This window comes from uncultured Sphingomonas sp. (assembly GCF_964243315.1).
Lineage (GTDB): Bacteria > Pseudomonadota > Alphaproteobacteria > Sphingomonadales > Sphingomonadaceae > Sphingomonas.
The window spans coordinates 1-19,189 of sequence record NZ_CAXTEM010000028.1; the positions used below are offsets into that span (position 1 = coordinate 1).

The following is a 19,189-nucleotide window of genomic DNA, read 5'->3' on the forward strand; positions in this document are numbered from 1 at the left end:
GCCGCCGCGGTCGCCGCACTGACGCCGGCATCCGCGGACGACTGGAAGGACTTCTGAGGAGAACGGGAGCCCAGCAACCATTGTGTCCCCGCGAAGGCGGGGACCCAGCACTGGGCTCCCGCCTTCGCGAGAGAACGATCAGGCTATGGTGCGCTCGAGGCGTGTTCGCTTACGCCTGAGATAGCCTGGCTGCCGTTCAATGCCGGGATCACCTCACCTCCAGGCGTCGCGGTCCCATGCAATCGCGGCGCCATAGGGATGGCAGGTGGCGAGCTGGCGGGTTTCCCCGTCCGGCCAGGTCGTCAGCAACAGCTGCACCGCACTGCGCGCGGCGGTCCATTCCAAGCGTATCCAGAACAATGGCCGCCGCGCGTCGGCGCGCGCTCCGGCGTCTTTCATCGCGACGACGACGGCGCGCCGATCGTCTGCGTTCAGATATTGATAGACCATCGAATGAAATACCGCGCGGCCGCGTCCGTCGGGTTGCGGGTCCGACAGGCGCCGCGCGAGCCAAGTCGCCGCATCGCCGCGATCGACTTGCGGCGGGCGCTGCTGCGCCAGCGCCAACGCCTCGCGCAGCCGATCGGCGCGTTCGGGCTGGTCGGCGAAGACATGGCAGAGCAGCCGCTCACGAGTCGCCGCATCCGCGACGTCGAGCGGGCAGAGATCGACGCCGCGCGCCGAAACCACCTCGACCGGTGCCAGTGGCGGCGGCGGCCCGCTCCAGGCCGGTGCGATCCGCAATCGCGACGCCCGCGCGCCGGCCTGAACCCCGCCCAGGTCATAGGCATAGTCGGCAAGGTTCAGGTTCAACCCGGCGCTGGACCCGAGTTCAAGCAGCTCGACCGGCAGGTCGAAACGGCGCCGCGCGACCATCAGCGCGGCGACGATCGCCGCTGCACGACCGACTTCGTTGGTCTGCGTCGGACGGAGCATCCAATGGTGGATGAAAGCATCCTCGGCCGCCATCGTTTCGCCCAGCGTCGCGTCGAATGCGCCATCCAGGCGGGCGTGGAGTTCGGTCAGCGCCGGCGACGCGCCGCGCCGCGCCAGCGCGTGGATCGCGGCGTTGAAGCGCATCGCCAGCGCCGCCTCGGCGGGGTCGCCGGGCCAGTCCGCGATCAAGGCGGCGGTGCGCGGCGCGCGATGAAGCTGCCGCTCGCCGGCCTCCAGGACCGCAGCGACGAACGGCGAACCCAAAGCGCGGATCAGGCCGGCCTGACGTGCCAGTTCGCCGCGACGCCGCGACGCCGCCTCGATCATGCCGGGATCCGGAGCGATGACGGCGCACCCTCGATCAGAATGCGTTCCAGCCATGGTCCGCCTCCGCCGGTGCCCGCACCAGCGCGCGCTTGGCTTGCGGCGGCGCCGGTTCGAACCCGCCGCCCCGGGACGCCGCCGCGGTGCCGCCGGTGCCTCGGTCGCGACCGGTCTTGAAGCGAGCCGCCTGTTCGGTCAGGCCGGTCACATCACCTGCCAGGTTGCGTGCGGCGGCAGAGGTTTCCTCGACCATCGCGGCATTTTGTTGGGTGGACTGGTCCATCATGCCGATCGCCGCCGAGATTTCCGCGATGGCCGCGGCCTGCGCCTGGTTGTCCGCCGCCATCGTCGCCAGCAGTTCATGCACCTCGCTGACGTCGCCGGCGATGTCGGCGAGCGCGCCGTCGACGCGCTGGACCGCACCGACGGCGGTTGCGATATCGGTCTGCGTGGCGGTGAGCTGGTCGCGCGCGCGCTTGGCTTCTTCCTCGGCACGCATCGCGAGTGCCGACACCAGATCGGCCACCACCGCGAAGCCGCGACCGGCGTCGCCCGCACGCCCGGCCTCGACCGCGGCGTTCATCGCCAGCACGCGCGTCTGGAACGCGATCTTGTCCAGACCCTCGATCACGCTGTCGATGCCCTTGGCGCTGTCCGATACCCGGCTCATGACCTGGACCGCTTCGTCGGCCACGGCACGACCGTCGCCGATGGTCGCGATCGCTTCGTCGGCGCGCTGCACGGTGCGCGTCGCCGCTACGGCCGACTGCCGCAGCCGACCGTCCATCTGCGTCACCGACGCCGCGGTCTGCTCGAGCGAGGCCGCGTTGCTTTCGGTGCGGCGGGCCAGATCCTCGGCCGCCTGGGCGATCTCGCCGGAGCCCGTGCGGATCGACGCCGCGCTTTCCGCGACCGATCCGATCAACCCGCGCAGCTTTGCCAGGGCGCCGTTGAAGTTCGCCTTCAGCATCGCATATTGACCGGCGAATTCGACATCGATCGTGGTGGTCAGGTCGCCGGCGGACAGTTCGGCGAGGTGCGTCGATACGGTTTCCACCACCGCCGCCTGTTCGGCGTCGGCCTTCGCCTTGGCAACGTCGTCGGCCTGTTTGGTGACCGCCGCCTCGCGGAACACCAGGATCGCGCGCGCCATGTCGCCCAGTTCGTCGCCGCGATCGATATGCGGGACGGCGACATCCTGCTTGCCCGCGGCCAGGTCGCGCATGGTCCGGGTCAGCGCCGTCACCGGGCGCGCGATGATCCGGCCGAGCAGCAGCGCGAGCGTCGCGGCAAGGCCGATCAGGGCGATCCCGCCGACGGCCAATGTGGTTTTCGCGGTGACGATCGCGGTTTCCTGCTGCGCGGAATTGCGCTCGAGCGACTTGGTCTCGGCATCGCGCACCGCGCGCAACGGCAGTGCCGCGGCGCTGACCAGCACTGCCTTACCCGCCGATCGCACCGCCGCCTGCGCATCGTCGCGCCGGCTGTCGCGCACCAGATCGATCAGCCGGTCGCCCCACTTTTGGCGCCACTTCAGTGTCTCCGCGCGCGATTCGACCACCAGCGCGCGGAGCGCGGGGTCGGTCAGCATCGCTTTCAGTTCGCGCGAGGTCGTATCGTATTCGTCGCGCGCTTCGCCATAGGATTTCAGATAGGTTTCGTCGCCGGTCACCAGAAAGCCGCGAAACTGGCTGTTCTGGCGCAGGATCGACGTTTCCAGCGTCAGCGCCTTGGCATAGACCGACTGGCTGAAATTGTTGCCGTCGGTCGAGCTGCGGATGCTTGCGATATTGGTATAGAAGACCAGCATCATCGCCGCCGCCGCGAGGCAGATCAGCAGGAAGGACAGTCCCAGCTTCCGGGGGATGTTCAACGCCTTCGTCATGGTCTGCGCCGGATTGGGCAGGGTCCGGGCCACCGACCCGCCGGAAATCGTCATAAGGTTGTCCTACCCTATCATATATGCCGTCATTTTAGGATGATACGCAGCATGCCGGTGCGCGCTGCCGTACTCAATCGCAACCGAGGTTAGTCTACTGAAAAGAATATAGGATAAGAAATGGATCGTTAACTGTGCTCGCTCTAGATCGCCTGCGAACTTCGAAGGGGCGAACACGCGTGACCAAGCTTTCCGGTAAATCAATCTGTCTGCTGCTGGCATCCACCGGCATTCTCGTGGTCGCGCCGGCCCAGGCGCAAGGGTTGCGGCCGCTGGATGCGCCGGCCGACACGACGAAGGAGGCTGCTGCCAAGAAGGCAGCGACGGCCAACACCGGCGATATCGTCGTGACCGCGACTCGGCGGTCCGAACGCCTGTCCAACGTGCCGATCGCGGTCAGCGCGTTCAACAACGAGAGGCTGCAGAATGCCGGCGCCACGGACATCCGCCAGATGGCGCAACTGGCGCCGTCGCTGCTGGTTTCGTCGACGGGATCGGAAGCGAACGCCACCGCACGTATCCGCGGCATCGGCACGGTCGGCGACAATCCCGGCCTGGAAAGCTCGGTCGCGGTGTTCATCGACGGCGTCTATCGCAGCCGCACCGGCGCGGGCCTGAACGACCTGGGCGAAGTCGAGCGGATCGAGGTGCTGCGCGGGCCGCAGGGCACGCTATCCGGCCGCAACTCGTCGGCAGGCGCGATCAGCATCTACACCAAATATCCCGAATTCAAGTTCGGCGGCTATGGCGAGGTGAGCTACGGCAATTACAACGCCGTCCGTCTGGCCGGCGCACTGACCGGCCCGATCATCGACGATGTCCTGGCGTTCCGCGTCGACGCCGCGGCGAGCAAGCGCGACGGTTTCCTCTACGACGTCACCAACGACACCGACTATAACAACCGCGACCGCGTGTTCGTGCGCGGCCAGCTGTTCTTCAAGCCCGACAAGGATTTCTCGATCCGGGTGATCGGCGATTACACCCGCCGCGACGAGAAATGCTGCGGCGCGGTCTATGTCGATACGCGCGAAAAGATCGATCCGACGCCCGGCGTGCCCGGCGACTTCACCGTCGCCCCGCAGAACCGCATCCTGCCGATCCTGCGCAGCCTGGGCGGCGTGCTGCCCAGCCAGAATGATCCCTATAACCGCCAGATCTCCCAGACGCGCGGCCGGGCCTATTCGAACATCACCACCGATTACGGCGTGTCGGCACGGGTCGGCTGGTATTTCGGCAACGCCCAGCTGATCTCGATCACCGCCTATCGCGAGTATAAGTCGGGCGGTGCGACCGATATCGATTACAACAACGTCGATCTCACCTATCGTCCCGACGACGGCAACAATTACCGCCGGTTCCATACCTTCAGCCAGGAAAGCCGACTGAGCCGATCATTGTTCGACAACCGTTTCGATTGGCTGATCGGCGGCTATTATGCGCATGAAAAGCTGCAATCGGTCGATAATACGAGGTTCGGCAGCCAATATGGCGCGTTCGCGGCGTGCCGGATCGTCGCCACCATCAATCCCGCCGCAGCGTTGCAGAACCCGGCCAACCCCGGCTGCCTCAGCGGCGCGGGTCGCGCCGTGCTGACTCCCGCGGTCGGGCCGCAGATCATCGCCGGGCTCGATCGGCTGAGCACGCTCAACGACCTGGGCAGCATTCGCGACGTCTATGACCAGACCAGCCGCAACTTCGCCTTCTTCACGCATAATATCTTCAAGGTCACCGACACGCTCAACCTGACCGCGGGCGTGCGCTACACCAACGAGAGCAAGTCGCTCGACGCGCGGTTCAACAACAACAACACCGTGTGCCCGGCCCAGCAGGCGGCGCTGCGCCCCTTGCTGGCCAGCCCCAATACGACGCTGCAGTCGCTGGCGGGCGGCATCATCACGCTGACCTGCGTCGGCCATTCCACCTCGGCGCTGACCGGCGTGCCGATCCAGGACAGCCTCAAGGAGGGCCAGTTCACCGGCACCGGAGTCATATCGTGGAAGGCCACGCCGAGTACCCTGCTCTACGCGTCGTTCGCACGCGGCTACAAGGCGGGTGGCTTCAACCTCGATCGTTCGGATCTCAGCACCACCGCCTTCACCACGCCGACTTCGGCGTCGGCATCGAACCTGCGATTCGATCCCGAGACGGTCAGGGCCTATGAGGCTGGCTTCAAATACTCCTCGCGGCAATTCACCGCGAACGTCGCCGCCTTCCGCTCGGAGTTCAAGAATTTCCAGCTCAACATATTCAACGGCACCAACTTCATCGTGCAGAATATCGGTGCGTGCGACGCCAGCCTGAACGGCGCCGACCGCGATAACAGCTCGGTCACCGGCGCCTGCACCGGCCAGGCCAAGCACGGCGTGGTCACTCAAGGGTTCGAATTGGAAGTCGGCCTGTCCCCGGCGCCCAATTTCGCGGTGAACCTGGGCTACACGCTGGCCGACGCGAAATATCAGAACGATCTGGTCGGCAGCGACGCCGGCGAGGCGCTGAACTCCACGCTGTTCCTGTTGCCGGGCAACCGCTTGTCCAACGCGCCCAAGCACACCGTTACCAGCGCGCTGACCTGGACGCCCGAAGTGGGCGGTTCGGGCCTGACCGGCCTGTTCTATGTCGACGGCCGCATGACCAGTGATTACAACACCGGTTCGGATCTGTTCGTCGAAAAGGGCCAGGACGGCTTCTTCCTGATGAACGCGCGGGTCGGTCTGCGTGGCCGCGAGCAACGTTGGTCGATCGAATTGTGGGCGCAGAACCTGCTCGACACCAATTATCAGCAGGTCGCCTTCTCCGCCCCCTATCAGGGTGCCGGCGGGCAACAGCAGGTCCAGGCCTTCGGCGCACCCGCCTTCGCCGCCGGCAACTCGCTGTTCTCCGCCTTCCTCGCCGAACCGCGCACCTTCGGCGTGACGCTACGCTCGCGCTACTGATGCGCGAGCGGCGTCAGCCTCTTGGGCGTTCGCGTGCGGTCAATCGAACAGCGTTCGGTGGAACACCAACGACGCCGCCCCGAGCGGTCCGGCAAGGTCGGGTTCGAGGCTGGCGACGTCCAAGATGGTCGCTGGCGCGGGTCTGGCGCGACGGGCCGGCCGCAGTTCCTCGGGCCAGTCGACCGCATCGACGATCCGGCGCGCCAAGATGCGCGGCAATCGGCCGCCGAGGATCAGCGCTTCGCAATCCAGCGTGTAGCGGAGCGCGCCGAACAGGTAGGAGAAGCTCGATTGGTGGTCAGCGAGCCAGGCATCGACGCCGGCCCAGGCCGGATCGAACCGAGCGACCATGTCGGCGATCCCGGTGCTCGCCACACCGTGATCGGCTAGGCAGGCGCGTAGCGTCGCGAGGCTGGGCGGAACGCGCCCGGCCAGCGCGAACAGCCCTTCGATCTCGCCGGCGTTGCCATGTCGCCCGCGCATCAGCGCCCCGTCGACGATGACGCCCGCGCCGATCCCCGCCGCGACGTTGACGTAGCAGGAACTGGCGTAGCGCGCGCTGGTGCCGAGCAGTCGTTCGCCCAACGCCGCGGCGCTGGCGATGTTCTCGATCGCGACCGGGAGGGAAAGCTGACGTGACGCAGCCGCCCGGAGATCGACCAGCGCCCAGTCGTCGAGTTCTTTCCCCGGATTGACCGTATCGGTCGCCACGAAGAACCCGGCGACCGCGATCCCGAGCCCCTTCAACCTGCGCGATCCGATACCCAGCAACGTCAGCGTATCGATCCCGAAGGTGGCCGCCGCATCCAGTACGGCGACGCGCGGCATTCCCGGGATGGTCACCTCCCGCCGCGCGCGGACGTGACCAGCCAGGTCGAGCAGGACGACATCGGCGCGGTCGGTCATCACGGAGAGACCGAGCGCGAAGGCGGCGTCGGCTTCGATATGGATCGTCGTGCTTGGCTGGCCCCGCCCGGCGGCGACCGGATCGCCCGCCCGCACCAGTCCGGCAGCCTCGAGTTCCTCCGTCGCGCGAAAGATCGCCGTACCGGAGAGGCTGCATTCGCGGATCAGGATCGATCGCGAGACGCTGCCGTGGCGGCTGATCGCGGCGAGCACGATGCGCGCACGCGCGGATAATCCTGTCGTCATCGTCAATCGCCGATCCGCATCTCGGTCGCTTTCCTTGGAAGCAGAAACCCACCTGGACGTGCCGTCACAATAATATCATACAGCAGGATATATAAAGGATAACATCGGGCAGAGGGGATGATTCGAGATGGGCTATAGAACACCATTGGCTTGCCGCTTACTGGCAGGCACGATGCTTGCCGGAATTCCCGCGCTTGCGCAAAGCCCACCACCGATATCGGATAACGGTGCGGAGAGTCTGGACATCGTCGTCACCGGCTATCGCGCGTCGCAGCAGTCTGCGACGAGGGCCAAGCGCGAGTCCGCTGTCATACTCGATGCGGTGTCGCAGGACGATGTCGGCCGCCTGCCCGACCTCAACATCGTCGAGGCCAGCCGGCGGATCACCGGCGTGTCGGTGGTGGGCGGTGCCGACCCCACCAAGAACCGCGACATATATCAGCGCGCGACGATCCGCGGGCTCGACCCGCGCTACAATCTCGTCACGATCGACGGCATTCCGCTTGCCTCACCCGACTGGGTGTTTCGCGGCGCGCGGCTGGATATGTTGCCCGCCTCGCTCGTATCGCGGATCGAAGCGATCAAGAGCGTCACCGCGCAATATGATCCGCACGCGCTGGGCGGACAGATCAACATCGTGTCCAAAAGCGCGTTCGACGGGCGCGGCGACCGCTTCCTCGTCGTCAACGCCAATGGCGGCTATAACGACACCGCCGGCAAGCTGATACGCGGCGGTGGCGCGGCGGTTCGCGCGGATGCGACCGCGGCGGGGCGCTTCGGCGCGAACCGCGACTTCGGCATCGTCGCCTCGGTGGAATATCAGCGGCTGCCCTCCACCGCGCGTGCCGAACTGCCCGGCGACACCGGCGGCGCGGGCTGGTCGTACTTCACCGCTACGGGTGCGCGCACGCCGTTTCCGAACCGATCGAACGGCTTACTGGTCCCGGTGCGCAACCAGGATTATTTCTTCGAGAACATGCGCACCCGGCTCAGCGGCAATCTGAAGCTGGAATGGCGGCCCGACGATGCGACCGAACTGTCGCTGTTCGGCGGCTATTATCACGACAAGGATACCGAGAGCCGCTACGAGGTGCTGACCACGCCGACCGGCGCGCGGCGGAACGTGACCGCCACCACCGGCAGCTTCGCGCTGGGCAATATCCAGCAGGGAGTGACCTATCAGCCGGTCACGCGCGACACTTGGCTGGTCGACCTGAAGGGCCGCCATGATTTCGGAAGCGGCGTGGTGCTCGACACGACGCTCGCGCGGTCGAAGGCCGAATATCGCGAACTGCGCGAGATGATAAAATACGACACCGCCCCGCGCCCCGGCGCTGCGACGTCGAACTTCCTTCCGGCCTATGGCTACAGCTACGAAATCGCCGGCGGCCGGCCGCGCCTGACGATCAACGATACCGCGGCGGCGGCCAACCCGGACAGCTACCGGGCGCTTTACTATCGCAGCATCAATCGCGATCTCGATTCGACGGTGGATTTCGCGAAGGTGAATCTCGGCTTCAACGCGGCCGGCGCGGATCGCGGGTTCGGCGCCAATATCGGCGCGGCGGTGACGCAAGCCGATCTTTCCTATGACCAGCGCTATGCGGAATTTGTGCCGGCCACTGCCGCGGCGCAGACCGTCGTCGGCTCGTTGCAGGGGATCATCTACGATCAGCGCCCGACGACCTACATGACGCCGGGCGTTCCATACCTCCTGGTCGACCGCCCGGCGGCATGGCAGCTGTTCGAGGCCAGGCGCAGTGCGTTCGTCGCCACTCCGCAGTTCGCCAACAACGCCGCAGACGACTTCCGCGATCTGGAAACGACCAAGGCAGCCTATGCACAGGCGCTGTTCCGCGCCGATCGCTTCGACGCGCAGGCGGGCCTGCGCTATGACAGCACCCATCTGGTGATCGACACCAACCAGCCGACCACGGCGGCCGCGACGGCCAATGCGCCGACGCGGCGCACGACCGACTATGCATATTGGCTGCCCTCGGCACTCGCCACCTATCAGCTCGACGAGGGCATGCGGGTGCGCGCCGGCGTGTCGAAGACGATCGGCCGTCCCGACTATAGCCAATACGCCGCCCGCACGTCCTTCGGCATCGGCACCGACGGCAGCACGCTGACGATCAACACCGGCAACCCCGACCTGCAACCGCGCGAGGCGTGGAATTACGACCTGTCCTACGAATGGTACATGGGCGGCGGCATGCTGTCGGTCGCCGGGTTCGTGAAGGACATCAGGAACGAGATCTTCGTCAGCACCGAGCAAGGACCACCGACCACATTCCAGGGCGTCACTTACCCGAACGTGTTCATCAGCACGCCGCGCAATGCCGCGGCGGCAAAGGTGAAGGGGTTGGAGGTCGGCTATACGATGGATCGCATCGCGGCGCTGCCCGGCCTGGGCCTCAACGCGAACTTCACCCTGCTCGACGGATCGTACCGGCAGCCGGTCAGCCCGGCCGGGGTCGCCGCCGGATCGCCGGCCACGCGCGAGACCAGCGGGTTGATCCAGCAGCCCGAGTATATCGCCAACCTGACCGTCTTCTACGCGACCGGGCCGCTCGAACTGCGCGCTTCGTACAACCGCATCGGGCGCGCGCTGCAATCCGCCGACGGCGACACGCCGACGCGCGACCTGTACCAGGAACCGCGCCAGCAGGTCGATGTGCAGGCGCGGCTGGTGGTGCGCGAAGGGCTCGACTTGGTTGCGCAGGTGCAGAACCTGACCAAGGAGCCCTTCATCGTTCGCCAGGGCACGGGCCGCGATTATGTGAACTACTTCTTCCCGGTCGGTCGTACCTTCTGGCTCGGCCTGTCGTGGAAGCCGCGGCTGTGAGGCGGGCATGGCTGGCCGCGATCGCGGCGCTGTGCTGTTCGGCCGCACTCCCGGCGGCCGAAACCTCGGTGACGATCGTGCTGAAGTTCGTGAAGCGGGGATCCGCTGCCACTGCCGTCGCGCGCTTCGACCCGGCCTCCTGCCGGGCCTGCACGCCGGTCGCCACGCCGCTCTACAATGCCGAAAACGCGCGCGAGACGGTGATCGCGCTGGCGGTGCCGCGGCGGCGGTCGCTCGAATTGCGGTTCACCGGCCCGCGCGATGCGGTCCGCCGCGTCCTGCTGGAAAACGGCGAACTGCCGTTCCAGCAGGGCAGGGACGCGATCGTCGTGGCGCTGCCGCCGCTGACCGGCGACGCCATCACCGCAGCGGAAGTGGCAAGCCACATCGTCGAGCCGGGCATGGTCCTACGCTTCGAACATGCCGACCCCGCGCGCCGCGCGGGCGCCTACGCCACCGGCCGGTTCCCGGAAGCCGAGCGCCGGGCGGCCGACGTGCTGGAATTCGCCCAGCGCCAGGTCATCCGCGACCTGGGTCTGGGCGAGGAGGCCGAGCGCCGCAACCTCGGCCGGATCCAGGTGATGGGCTTCGACACCAATGCGCCGCACGCCCATGTCGATGCGCCGCCGCACATCCACATGCACCTGCGCTGGCCGCGCAACGCCGGCACGCAGATCGGCCATTATTACATCGGCGCGGACGGCTTGCTGACGCATAATCTGGCCGGCGTGAAAGGCATTCCCGGCACCGAGCGCCGCTTCGGGCGCGGCGATACCTTCACCACCATTGGCCCCGACGGCACCGGCCTCTATTATCACCGCATCACGCTCGAGGGCTGGCTGGAGATCGGCCGTCCCGCCGGTCCTGCCTGCCTGATCCGCCCGGCTGGAACTGGCGGTTTCGAGGACGGAGCGACGGTCCTATGCGGAAATGCTGGTCCTCGTCGTCTGTCGGTAAAAGACGATCTCGCGGGCGGCGTGTTCACCGTCGCCACCGACGATGTCGTCGAAACGTTCCGCTACGATCCAGATACCGGCAAGCTGACATCGCCAGAGACCGCGCCCCCAGCTAGCCCGTCCAACTTCGTGCCCGACGAAGTAGCTAACCATTCCGATCCTTTTCGGGGTGAGTCACCGAACAACAGATGATTGCTGCGGTCGGGGATCGGGCGGTGTCCCACCGCACCAATCGCCGATCGGCGTCGTCCGTCGATACCACGCCGCCCGCAAATCCGGTGCTCCCCGCTATCGATAAGGTCGCTCACGTTAGTGCCAGCGAGAGGAGAATATGATGCTCCGTGAATAACAACGATACATGCAAGTCAATATCAGACCATGACAAACAAAGGAGCTGATACTATGCTATTTCGTAAAAAACTCACCGGATTGTTTGCGATGGCGGGCATCGTCTTGTCCTCCAGCAGCGCTTCGGCTTTCGACGTTATTGCACATCGCGGCGTGTTCCACGATGTAAACGATTCCAAGGCGCTGCCGGAGAACTCCTTTGGAGCGCTCACGCGCGCTTATGATCTCGGTCTCAAAGGAGTAGAACTCGATCTCCGCCTTGATGCATCAGGAGGCGTGATCGTCACCCATGATATGATTACGAACAGAGCTACGAAAAAGGATGGGGCGTCTGGCGCCATGAATCCGGTCGAAATCGCATTGAACCTCCAGAAAGCGCCATCGCCGATTTGGTTCAACACCATTCGGCCATCGCAATTGGACGAGCTATACCTAAAGATCTACGGTAGAAACGGCAAATTGCTAAGTAACTTTTCTCCAGACACTGCTTCAACCGTTTTGGAGCTGAGGGACATGCTCTCTAGGGTGAAGTCGCGTCGCCCAGATATCGCTTCTAACAGAAATTTCATGATCATCCTGGATGTACAAGACAACAAGATATTGACGGCTGCGGCGTCAATCGTAAGAAGCCTGCAAATGACAAATAACGTCTATCTGAAGTTCTTCGCCAGCAAAGCTCTCTCCAACGAAGCTCGGTACGCGTATAATGGTGCCGATACTTGTTATAATTATGCCAAAATGAACAATCTATCTTATGTGAAGATCATTCCCCAAATCAACGACGGCGAGCTCGATATATATGACGACAATAATTTGGGGGTATACGCATTCGGCAGGACGCTGCCGATCGACACCTACCTTCAATGTTGGGCGGACGCCCAGGCTCAGCATGGAGACGCGGCACAGATGCCGATCGTAAGCGCTAGCGTTCCCGCGCAGGACATCCGCGCGACCGCGGGTGCTCTACAGGCGATCAATTGGGCACAGTCGCATGGCCGCAAGACGATGACGATCGTGCCCAATCCGGATGCGGGCCGGAAGATCAGCGGAACATGCAGGCTTTTCTCGTTCCAGTCGACAAGGGTCGGTGCAGTCTCATTCAGCATGGAAGCACGGAAAGCAAAAGCCGATTTCGCGGCCAACTCGAGAGTCAGGCCCGATTACATCGTCTGGGATGTGATGGGGAATGCGGATGCCAAGAAATGGGATACCAACTTTGACAGATTCACCGCCAATCTGTGCTGAATAGGTTGGGTAAGCCGGCGCAACTGAGTTGCGTCGGCTTGCCTAGCTTCACGACTTCGAGCGATTGAAGGATGTATGACAATGAGGCGGATATTGCCGGTCGGTGCAGTACTCCTAGGTCTGATGATCGCCATAATCGCTGATCGAACTAGCGAGAATTCACCGGAGAGACGCGACGACATCGTCGTCGTTGCCGCCTTAGGCAGTGCTGGCCGTGCGGCGGTTCGGCCGCCAGACACGGCAGTCGACCTAGCCGGCGCAGTTGCGGATACAAGATGGGACGGTGCCGCGTTGGACGGCGTCTCCTTACCCGATCCAGCGGTCGAGGCCGCGCTCGAACGTGGCACCCAGGCAGACATGCGGGCCAGCGAGCAGAGGATGCTGGAGCGTCAGAAATCCATGCCTGATTACGCGTCATCCCCAGCGATCGACGCGCCAGGAATGCCGTAGGAGAGTCGACGGCCAAGCGGGCCGAGAAGGGCAAAGCTCGATCGAATAAAGCTGGCATGGTTGCCAATACCAGCCTGGAAGGCAGCATCGGCCTAGGACCGCTGTTTCCGCTAACGAAAACTGGAGCGGGCGAAGGGATTCGAACCCTCGACCCCAACCTTGGCAAGGTTGTGCTCTACCCCTGAGCTACGCCCGCTCTGGCGCCATGCCCGGAAGAAACCCTCCGGGCGGGTGGAGGCGGGGCCACTAGCATCCACCTTCGTGGGCTGCAACCCTTCGCCGAACAGATTCATGCTTGGCGACTCACCAATAAGAACATTACAAGAACGCATATGACCGAGTCGTCTGCCCTGATCGCACGATTGCGCAGCGTTGCCGTTGGTGGTGCGTCGGCGCAAGCCGATCTGCGGCCGGCGTCGGCGTGGCTGGAGTCGGGCTTCGTGCCTGCCCAGTTTCACGAACTTTACGCCTGCGATCAAGGAGATGCGGCAAGTGGCGCCGGGTTCGCGATCGCGCTGGCGATGGCGGCAGGGGCCTTGCCGATGGTGTGGATCCGTACCGAGGCGTGCGAACGCCAGGCGGGGAGGCTCTACGCTAGCGGGCTCGCCGAACTCGGCCTCGATGCCGATCGCATCGTGGTGGTGGTGGTCGCCGACGAGGCGGCGCTGTTGCGCGCGGCGGCGGATGCGGCGCGGTGTACCGGTCTCGGCACGCTGCTGATCGAGGCATGGGGGCGTGCGCCGGGAATCGACCTGACCGCAACCAGGCGGCTGATGCTGGCGGCGGAAGCGTCGGGGGTGACCGTGCTGTCGCTGCGGGTCGGTGCAGAGCCGTCGCCCAGTGCGGCGGCGAGCCGCTGGGGAGTGACGTCGGTCGCCTCTGCCGCGCTGGAGGCGGGTGCGCCGGGCCTGCCTGCCTTCGACATCGAATTGCTGCGTCGGCGCGGGGGCCCGCCGGGCGCCCGCTGGCGCGTGGAGTGGAATCGTGATGCCAAGTGTTTCGTCCCCCTCGTCGGCGCCGAGCGCGCGGCGCTACCTGGCGCTGGTCTTCCCGTGGCTGCCGGTCGAGCGGTTGCGCGCCACCCGGCCGCACCTGTTCGTCGGGCGGGATGAGCCGCCGATCGCGTTCACGACAAGCGTCGGCAATGCGGTGCGGCTCGCCGCGGTCGATCTGGCGGCGGCACGGCTCGGACTGCAAGCCGGCCTGACGCTGGCGGATGCACGCGCGCGGGTGCCCGAGCTAGAGGTGCATCCGCAGGACGACCATGCCGATCTAGACTGGCTGGAGCGGCTCGCGGACGGTTGCGTCCGCTATACGCCCTCGGTGGCGCTCGATCCGCCCAATGGGCTGGTGCTCGACATCGCCGGGTGCGTGCACGCGTTCGAGGGCGAGCGCCCTTTGGCTGCGGACGTCGAGGCGCGGCTGGCGCGGCGCGGCGTGCTGGTCCGCCACGCGTTCGGCGACACCCCCGAGGTGGCGTGCGCCCTCGCGCGGTTCGCCGGCGCCCCGGCCCCCGACGAGAAGCGCGCGGTGCGCCGGCTGCCGGTCGCGGCGCTGGGGCTCGACGAGGACGCCACGGGAGCGCTCGCGCGTGCCGGGTTGAAGACTGTCGGCGACGTCATGACGCGCTCGCTCGCGACGATCGCGGCGCGCTTCGGCGAGGCGGCGGCGACCGCGGTCAGACGGCTGAACGGCGAGGTGCATCGGCCGATCGCGCCGCGGGTGGCGACCCCGCCGATCGGGGTAGAGCGGCGCTTCGCCGAGCCGATCGCACGCACCGACTATGCACTGGAGGTGATCGCATCGCTCGCCGACGAGGCCGCGCGGCTGCTCGGCGAGCGTCATCAGGGTGGACGGCGCTGGGAGGTGCGGCTGTTCCGCGCCGATGGCCAGGTCCAGCGGCTGCGCGTCGAGACCGGGCAGCCGACGCGGGACGTCGCGCTGCTGATGCGGCTGTTCCGGGAGCGGATCGACGCGCTCGCCGATCCGCTCGACCCCGGCTTCGGCTACGACCTGATCCGGCTGGATATAGCGCTCGCCGAGACGTTGGGCGCATCGCAGCTCCAGCTCGAAGGCGGCAAGCTGGTCCAGGGCAGCGCCGAAGCGGCGGGGATGGCCGAACTGGTCGATCGGCTGTCGACCCGGCTTGGGCGCGAGCGGGTGCGCCGGTTCGCGCCGCGCGACAGCCATATTCCCGAACAGGCCGAGCTGATGCTGCCTGCCGCCGCGCCGCCGATGGTGGGCGCGTGGCCGGCGCCCGATGCGGGGGAGCCGCCGCTGCGCCCGATCTATCTGTTCGATCCCCCGCAACGGATCGAACAGGTGATGCACGAGGTGCCCGACGGCCCGCCGCGACGGTTCAGGTGGCGGCGCACGGTGCATGATGTCGCGCGCGCGGAGGGGCCGGAGCGGATCGCGGGCGAATGGTGGCGGCGTCACGACGCCACGATCCCGACCCGCGACTATTACCGGATCGAGGATCGCCGCGGCCGGCGGCTGTGGATCTTCCGCCACGGCCTCTACGCCGAGCAGGACGATCCGGCCTGGTACGTCCACGGCTTGTTTGCATGACCGACTTCGCCGAACTGGTGGCGGCGAGCAATTATTCGTTCCTTCACGGCGCGTCGCACCCGTCGGATATGGTCGCGCAAGCGGTCGCGCTGGGGATGAGCGGGATCGGGATCGCCGACCGCAACACCGTCGCTGGCGTGGTGCGCGCGCATGACGCGCTGAAGAAGGCGCGGCTGGGGCTGCTCGGGCTCGATCTGCCGCCGATCGACTTCCGGCTGGTGGTCGGCGCGCGGCTGGTGTTCACCGACGGCACGCCCGACATCGTCGCCTATCCCGCGACGCGGTTCGGGTGGGGACGGCTGACCCGGTTGCTCACGCTCGGCAATCGGCGTGCGGTAAAGGGCGGGTGCATCCTCGGCCTCGGCGATCTCGAACGCCATGCCGAGGATCTGTTGCTGATCGCGGTGCCCGATGCGAGCGGCAACGACTCGGTGCCTGCGGGCGACGCGATCCTGCCGCCGATGCGCGTCGATCCGGGGCTGCCCGCGACGCTCGCGGTGCTGAACGACGCCGCGCCCGGCCGGGTATGGCTCGGCGCGACGATGCCGCATCATGGCAGCGACGCGCGCCGGCTCGCCGGGCTGGCGCGCATCGCCACCGCCGCGGGGGTGCCGCTGCTCGCGACCTGCGACGCGCTCTACGCCGCCGCCGATACCCGCCAGCTCCACGACATCGTCACCTGCATCCGCACGGGCACCACGATCCACAAGGCCGGGCGGATCCTCGCCGCCAATGCCGAGCGGCATCTGAAGGCGCCCGAGGAGATGGCGCGGCTGTTCGCGGCGCAGCCCGATGCGATCGCGCAGAGCCGGCAGATCATCGACCGGATCGCGTTCACGCTCGACGACCTGCGCTACGAATATCCGCACGAGCCGGTACCGGCCGGATGGGAGGCGCAGGACTGGCTGGAACATCTCGCCTGGCAGCATGCGATCGAGCGCTGCGACGGCTATGTTCCGGACAAGATGATCGCGCAGCTCCACGAGGAATTCGCGCTGATCCGCGAGCGGAAATACGCGCATTACTTCCTGACCGTCCACGACATCGTCCGCTTCGCGCGATCGGTCGAGCCGCCGATCCTCTGCCAGGGGCGCGGATCGGCGGCGAACTCGGTGGTCTGCTACGTGCTCGGCATCACCTCGGTCGATCCGATGCGCCACGATCTGCTATTCTCGCGCTTCGTCTCCGCCGAACGCGACGAGCCCCCCGATATCGACGTCGATTTCGAACATGAGCGGCGCGAGGAGGTGATGCAGTATATCTATCGCCGCTACGGCCGCCACCGCGCGGCGATCGCGGCGACCGTGATTCATTACCGCCCGCGCAGCACGGTGCGCGAAGTCGGCAAGGCATTGGGGCTGACCGAGGACGTCACCCAGCGGCTGACCAGCACCGTGTGGGGCAGCTTCTCCAACCGGTTCGAGGAGAAGCGTTTCCGCGAGACCGGCTTCGATCCAGACAATCCCGAGATCATCCGGCTCGCCGACCTGGTCAACCAACTGCTCGAATTCCCGCGGCATTTGTCGCAGCATGTCGGCGGCTATGTGCTCACCCATGACCGGCTCGACGAGACCGTGCCGATCCATAACGGCGCGATGAAGGACCGCACCTTCATCGAATGGGACAAGGACGATATCGACGTGCTCGGCCTGATGAAGGTCGACATCCTCGCCCTCGGCATGCTCACCTGCATCCGCAAGGCGTTCGACCTGATGCGCGATCATGGGCTCGGCGACCACGCGCTGGAGACGATCGCCAACGACGAGCACCCGGCGGTCTACGACATGCTCTGCAAGGGCGACAGCATCGGCGTGTTCCAGGTCGAGAGCCGGGCGCAGATCAACATGCTGCCGCGGCTGAAACCGCGCAAACTCTACGACCTCGTCGTCCAGGTCGCGATCGTCCGGCCGGGGCCGATCGAGGGCGACATGGTCCACCCCTATCTGCGGCGCCGCGCGGGCAAGGAGCCGGTCGAGTTCCCCTCGCCGTCGCGCCATCACGGCCCCCCCGACGAACTTCGCCAGCTGCTCGGCGACACCTATGGCGTGCCGCTGTTCCAGGAACAGGCGATGAAGCTCGCGATCGTCGCCGCCAAGTTCACGCCGGAGGAGGCCAACCAGCTGCGCCGCGCGATGGCGACGTTCCGGCATGTCGGTGCGATGGACAATTTCGAGGCCAAGCTCGTCGCGGGGATGACGAGGCGAGGCTATGACGCGGACTTCGCGCTGCGCTGTTACCGGCAGATCGAGGGCTTCGGCAGCTACGGCTTTCCCGAAAGCCATGCGCTGTCGTTCGCGCGGCTGGTCTATGTGTCGTCGTGGATCAAATGCTTCCAGCCCGCGGTGTTCGCCTGCGCGATCCTCAATTCGCAGCCGATGGGATTTTATGCGCCGGCGCAGCTGGTGCGGGATGCCGCCGACCATGGCGTGTGCATCCTGCCGGTCGATGTGAACCATAGTGACTGGGACAACAGCCTAGAATCCTCCCCGGCACGGGGAGGGGGACCGTTCGCCAAAGGCGAAGGGTGGAGGGGGCTTTCCGCGAGCGTGGCGCTTGTGGAGAGCTCCCTCCACCATGCTTCGCATGGTCCCCCTCCCCGAATCGGGGAGGAATTTGCACTCCGGATCGGGTTTCGTCAGATCGACGGATTTCGCGAGGAATGGGCCAATCGCCTCGTCATGGCCCGCACCTCCCCCTTTGCATCGATCGAAGACCTCGCCACCCGTGCGAACCTGCCGACCCGCGCGCTCAACCTGCTCGCCGATGCCGATGCGTTCCGGTCGATCGCCAAGGATCGCCGCGATGCCGCGTGGGAGGTGCGGCGGACTCCGCCCAAGCAGTTGCCGCTATTCGCCGCCGCCGACGCGCCCGAACTCGGCAACGAGCCCGACGCACAGCTGCCGGCGATGCCGTTGTCCGAACAGGTCGCGGCGGATTACCAAGTGCTGCGCCTGTCGCTGAAGGACCACCCGATGACCTTCCTGCGCGCGATGTTCCGCCGCGAGGGCATCATCTCCAGCGCGGAGGCGGCGCGGGCGAAGGATGGCAGCCGTGCCCGTGTCGCCGGGATCGTGCTGGTCCGGCAGCGCCCCGGCAAGGGCAACGCGATCTTCGTGACGATCGAGGACGAGACCGGCATCACCAACGGGCTGATCTGGGCACGCGATTTCGAGGCCAATCGCCGCGACGTCATGGCCGCACGGCTGATGGTGATGGAGGGCGTGATCCAGCGCAGCGAGGAAGGTGTCACGCATCTGATCGCCAACCGGGTACGCGATCGCAGCGACGAATTGTCGCGGTTGTCGTCCGATCACGTCACCACGCCGCCACTCGCGCGGGGCGATGAGGTGGTTCATCCGCAGCCCAATCGCGACCCGCTCGGCGGACCACGCCGGGAACATCGCGCCTCCCATCCGCGCGAAGTTCGCGTGATGCCCAAGTCGCGGGACTTTCATTAACCCGCCCGCTCCCCCAAATAGGGCCCACG

General features: G+C 66.1%; 10 protein-coding genes and 1 tRNA gene. 7 read left to right on the top strand and 4 right to left on the bottom strand.

The genetic code is table 11. The annotated features are described in order from the left end of the window. Positions 1-213 precede the first annotated feature (213 nt). On the bottom strand, positions 214-1,263 hold the full coding sequence (locus ACFE77_RS09755; protein ID WP_375421447.1) for a DUF2332 domain-containing protein: 1,050 nt from the start codon (positions 1,261-1,263) through the stop codon (positions 214-216). 34 nt (positions 1,264-1,297) lie between these two features. After that, a complete protein-coding gene (locus tag ACFE77_RS09760; protein ID WP_375421448.1) occupies positions 1,298-3,199 on the bottom strand; it encodes a methyl-accepting chemotaxis protein in 1,902 nt (633 codons plus the stop codon). Positions 3,200-3,378: 179 nt separating this feature from the next. Between ACFE77_RS09760 and ACFE77_RS09765 the strand changes: the two genes are divergently transcribed. Next, a complete protein-coding gene (locus ACFE77_RS09765) occupies positions 3,379-6,132 on the top strand; it encodes a TonB-dependent receptor (RefSeq protein WP_375421449.1) in 2,754 nt (917 codons plus the stop codon). A 39-nt stretch (positions 6,133-6,171) separates the two neighbouring features. On the opposite strand, the gene ACFE77_RS09770 is transcribed toward ACFE77_RS09765, so the two are convergent. After that, positions 6,172-7,284: an ROK family transcriptional regulator gene (locus ACFE77_RS09770; RefSeq protein ID WP_375421450.1), complete on the bottom strand. Its 1,113-nt coding sequence runs from the start codon at positions 7,282-7,284 to the stop codon at positions 6,172-6,174. Between the two features lie 145 nt (positions 7,285-7,429). Between ACFE77_RS09770 and ACFE77_RS09775 the strand changes: the two genes are divergently transcribed. From ACFE77_RS09775 to ACFE77_RS09785, 3 genes are all read left to right on the top strand, one after another. Further along, a complete protein-coding gene (locus tag ACFE77_RS09775; protein ID WP_375421451.1) occupies positions 7,430-10,132 on the top strand; it encodes a TonB-dependent receptor in 2,703 nt (900 codons plus the stop codon). Next, on the top strand, positions 10,129-11,280 hold the full coding sequence (locus ACFE77_RS09780; protein WP_375421452.1) for a hypothetical protein: 1,152 nt from the start codon (positions 10,129-10,131) through the stop codon (positions 11,278-11,280). Before ACFE77_RS09775 ends, ACFE77_RS09780 begins: the two co-directional genes overlap by 4 nt. Positions 11,281-11,490: 210 nt before the next feature. Then, positions 11,491-12,681, top strand: a complete 1,191-nt coding sequence (locus tag ACFE77_RS09785) for a glycerophosphodiester phosphodiesterase (protein ID WP_375421453.1) — start codon at positions 11,491-11,493, stop codon at positions 12,679-12,681. 571 nt (positions 12,682-13,252) lie between these two features. Here ACFE77_RS09785 and ACFE77_RS09790 read toward each other — a convergent pair. Beyond that, positions 13,253-13,327 (bottom strand) — tRNA-Gly (locus ACFE77_RS09790). A 136-nt stretch (positions 13,328-13,463) separates the two neighbouring features. Here ACFE77_RS09790 and ACFE77_RS09795 point away from each other — a divergent pair. The 3 genes from ACFE77_RS09795 to ACFE77_RS09805 are packed head-to-tail and all read left to right on the top strand — an operon-like array spanning position 13,464 to position 19,160. Continuing rightward, a complete protein-coding gene (locus tag ACFE77_RS09795) occupies positions 13,464-14,243 on the top strand; it encodes a hypothetical protein (RefSeq protein WP_375421454.1) in 780 nt (259 codons plus the stop codon). After that, positions 14,203-15,702, top strand: a complete 1,500-nt coding sequence (locus tag ACFE77_RS09800) for a DNA polymerase Y family protein (RefSeq protein ID WP_375421472.1) — start codon at positions 14,203-14,205, stop codon at positions 15,700-15,702. Before ACFE77_RS09795 ends, ACFE77_RS09800 begins: the two co-directional genes overlap by 41 nt. Next, complete coding sequence (locus ACFE77_RS09805) at positions 15,699-19,160, top strand: error-prone DNA polymerase (RefSeq protein ID WP_375421455.1); 3,462 nt, start codon at positions 15,699-15,701, stop codon at positions 19,158-19,160. The genes ACFE77_RS09800 and ACFE77_RS09805 overlap by 4 nt, the downstream gene beginning before the upstream one ends. Positions 19,161-19,189 lie beyond the last annotated feature (29 nt).

Excerpts from the sequence above, each read along its gene's own strand:
- ACFE77_RS09755 (WP_375421447.1), bottom strand. The coding sequence starts at position 1,263 with ATGATCGAGGCGGCGTCGCGGCGTCGCGGCGAACTGGCACGTCAGGCC.
- ACFE77_RS09760 (WP_375421448.1), bottom strand. The coding sequence starts at position 3,199 with ATGACGATTTCCGGCGGGTCGGTGGCCCGGACCCTGCCCAATCCGGCG.
- ACFE77_RS09770 (WP_375421450.1), bottom strand. The coding sequence starts at position 7,284 with ATGACGACAGGATTATCCGCGCGTGCGCGCATCGTGCTCGCCGCGATC.
- ACFE77_RS09785 (WP_375421453.1), top strand. The coding sequence starts at position 11,491 with ATGCTATTTCGTAAAAAACTCACCGGATTGTTTGCGATGGCGGGCATC.
- ACFE77_RS09795 (WP_375421454.1), top strand. The coding sequence starts at position 13,464 with ATGACCGAGTCGTCTGCCCTGATCGCACGATTGCGCAGCGTTGCCGTT.
- ACFE77_RS09805 (WP_375421455.1), top strand. The coding sequence starts at position 15,699 with ATGACCGACTTCGCCGAACTGGTGGCGGCGAGCAATTATTCGTTCCTT.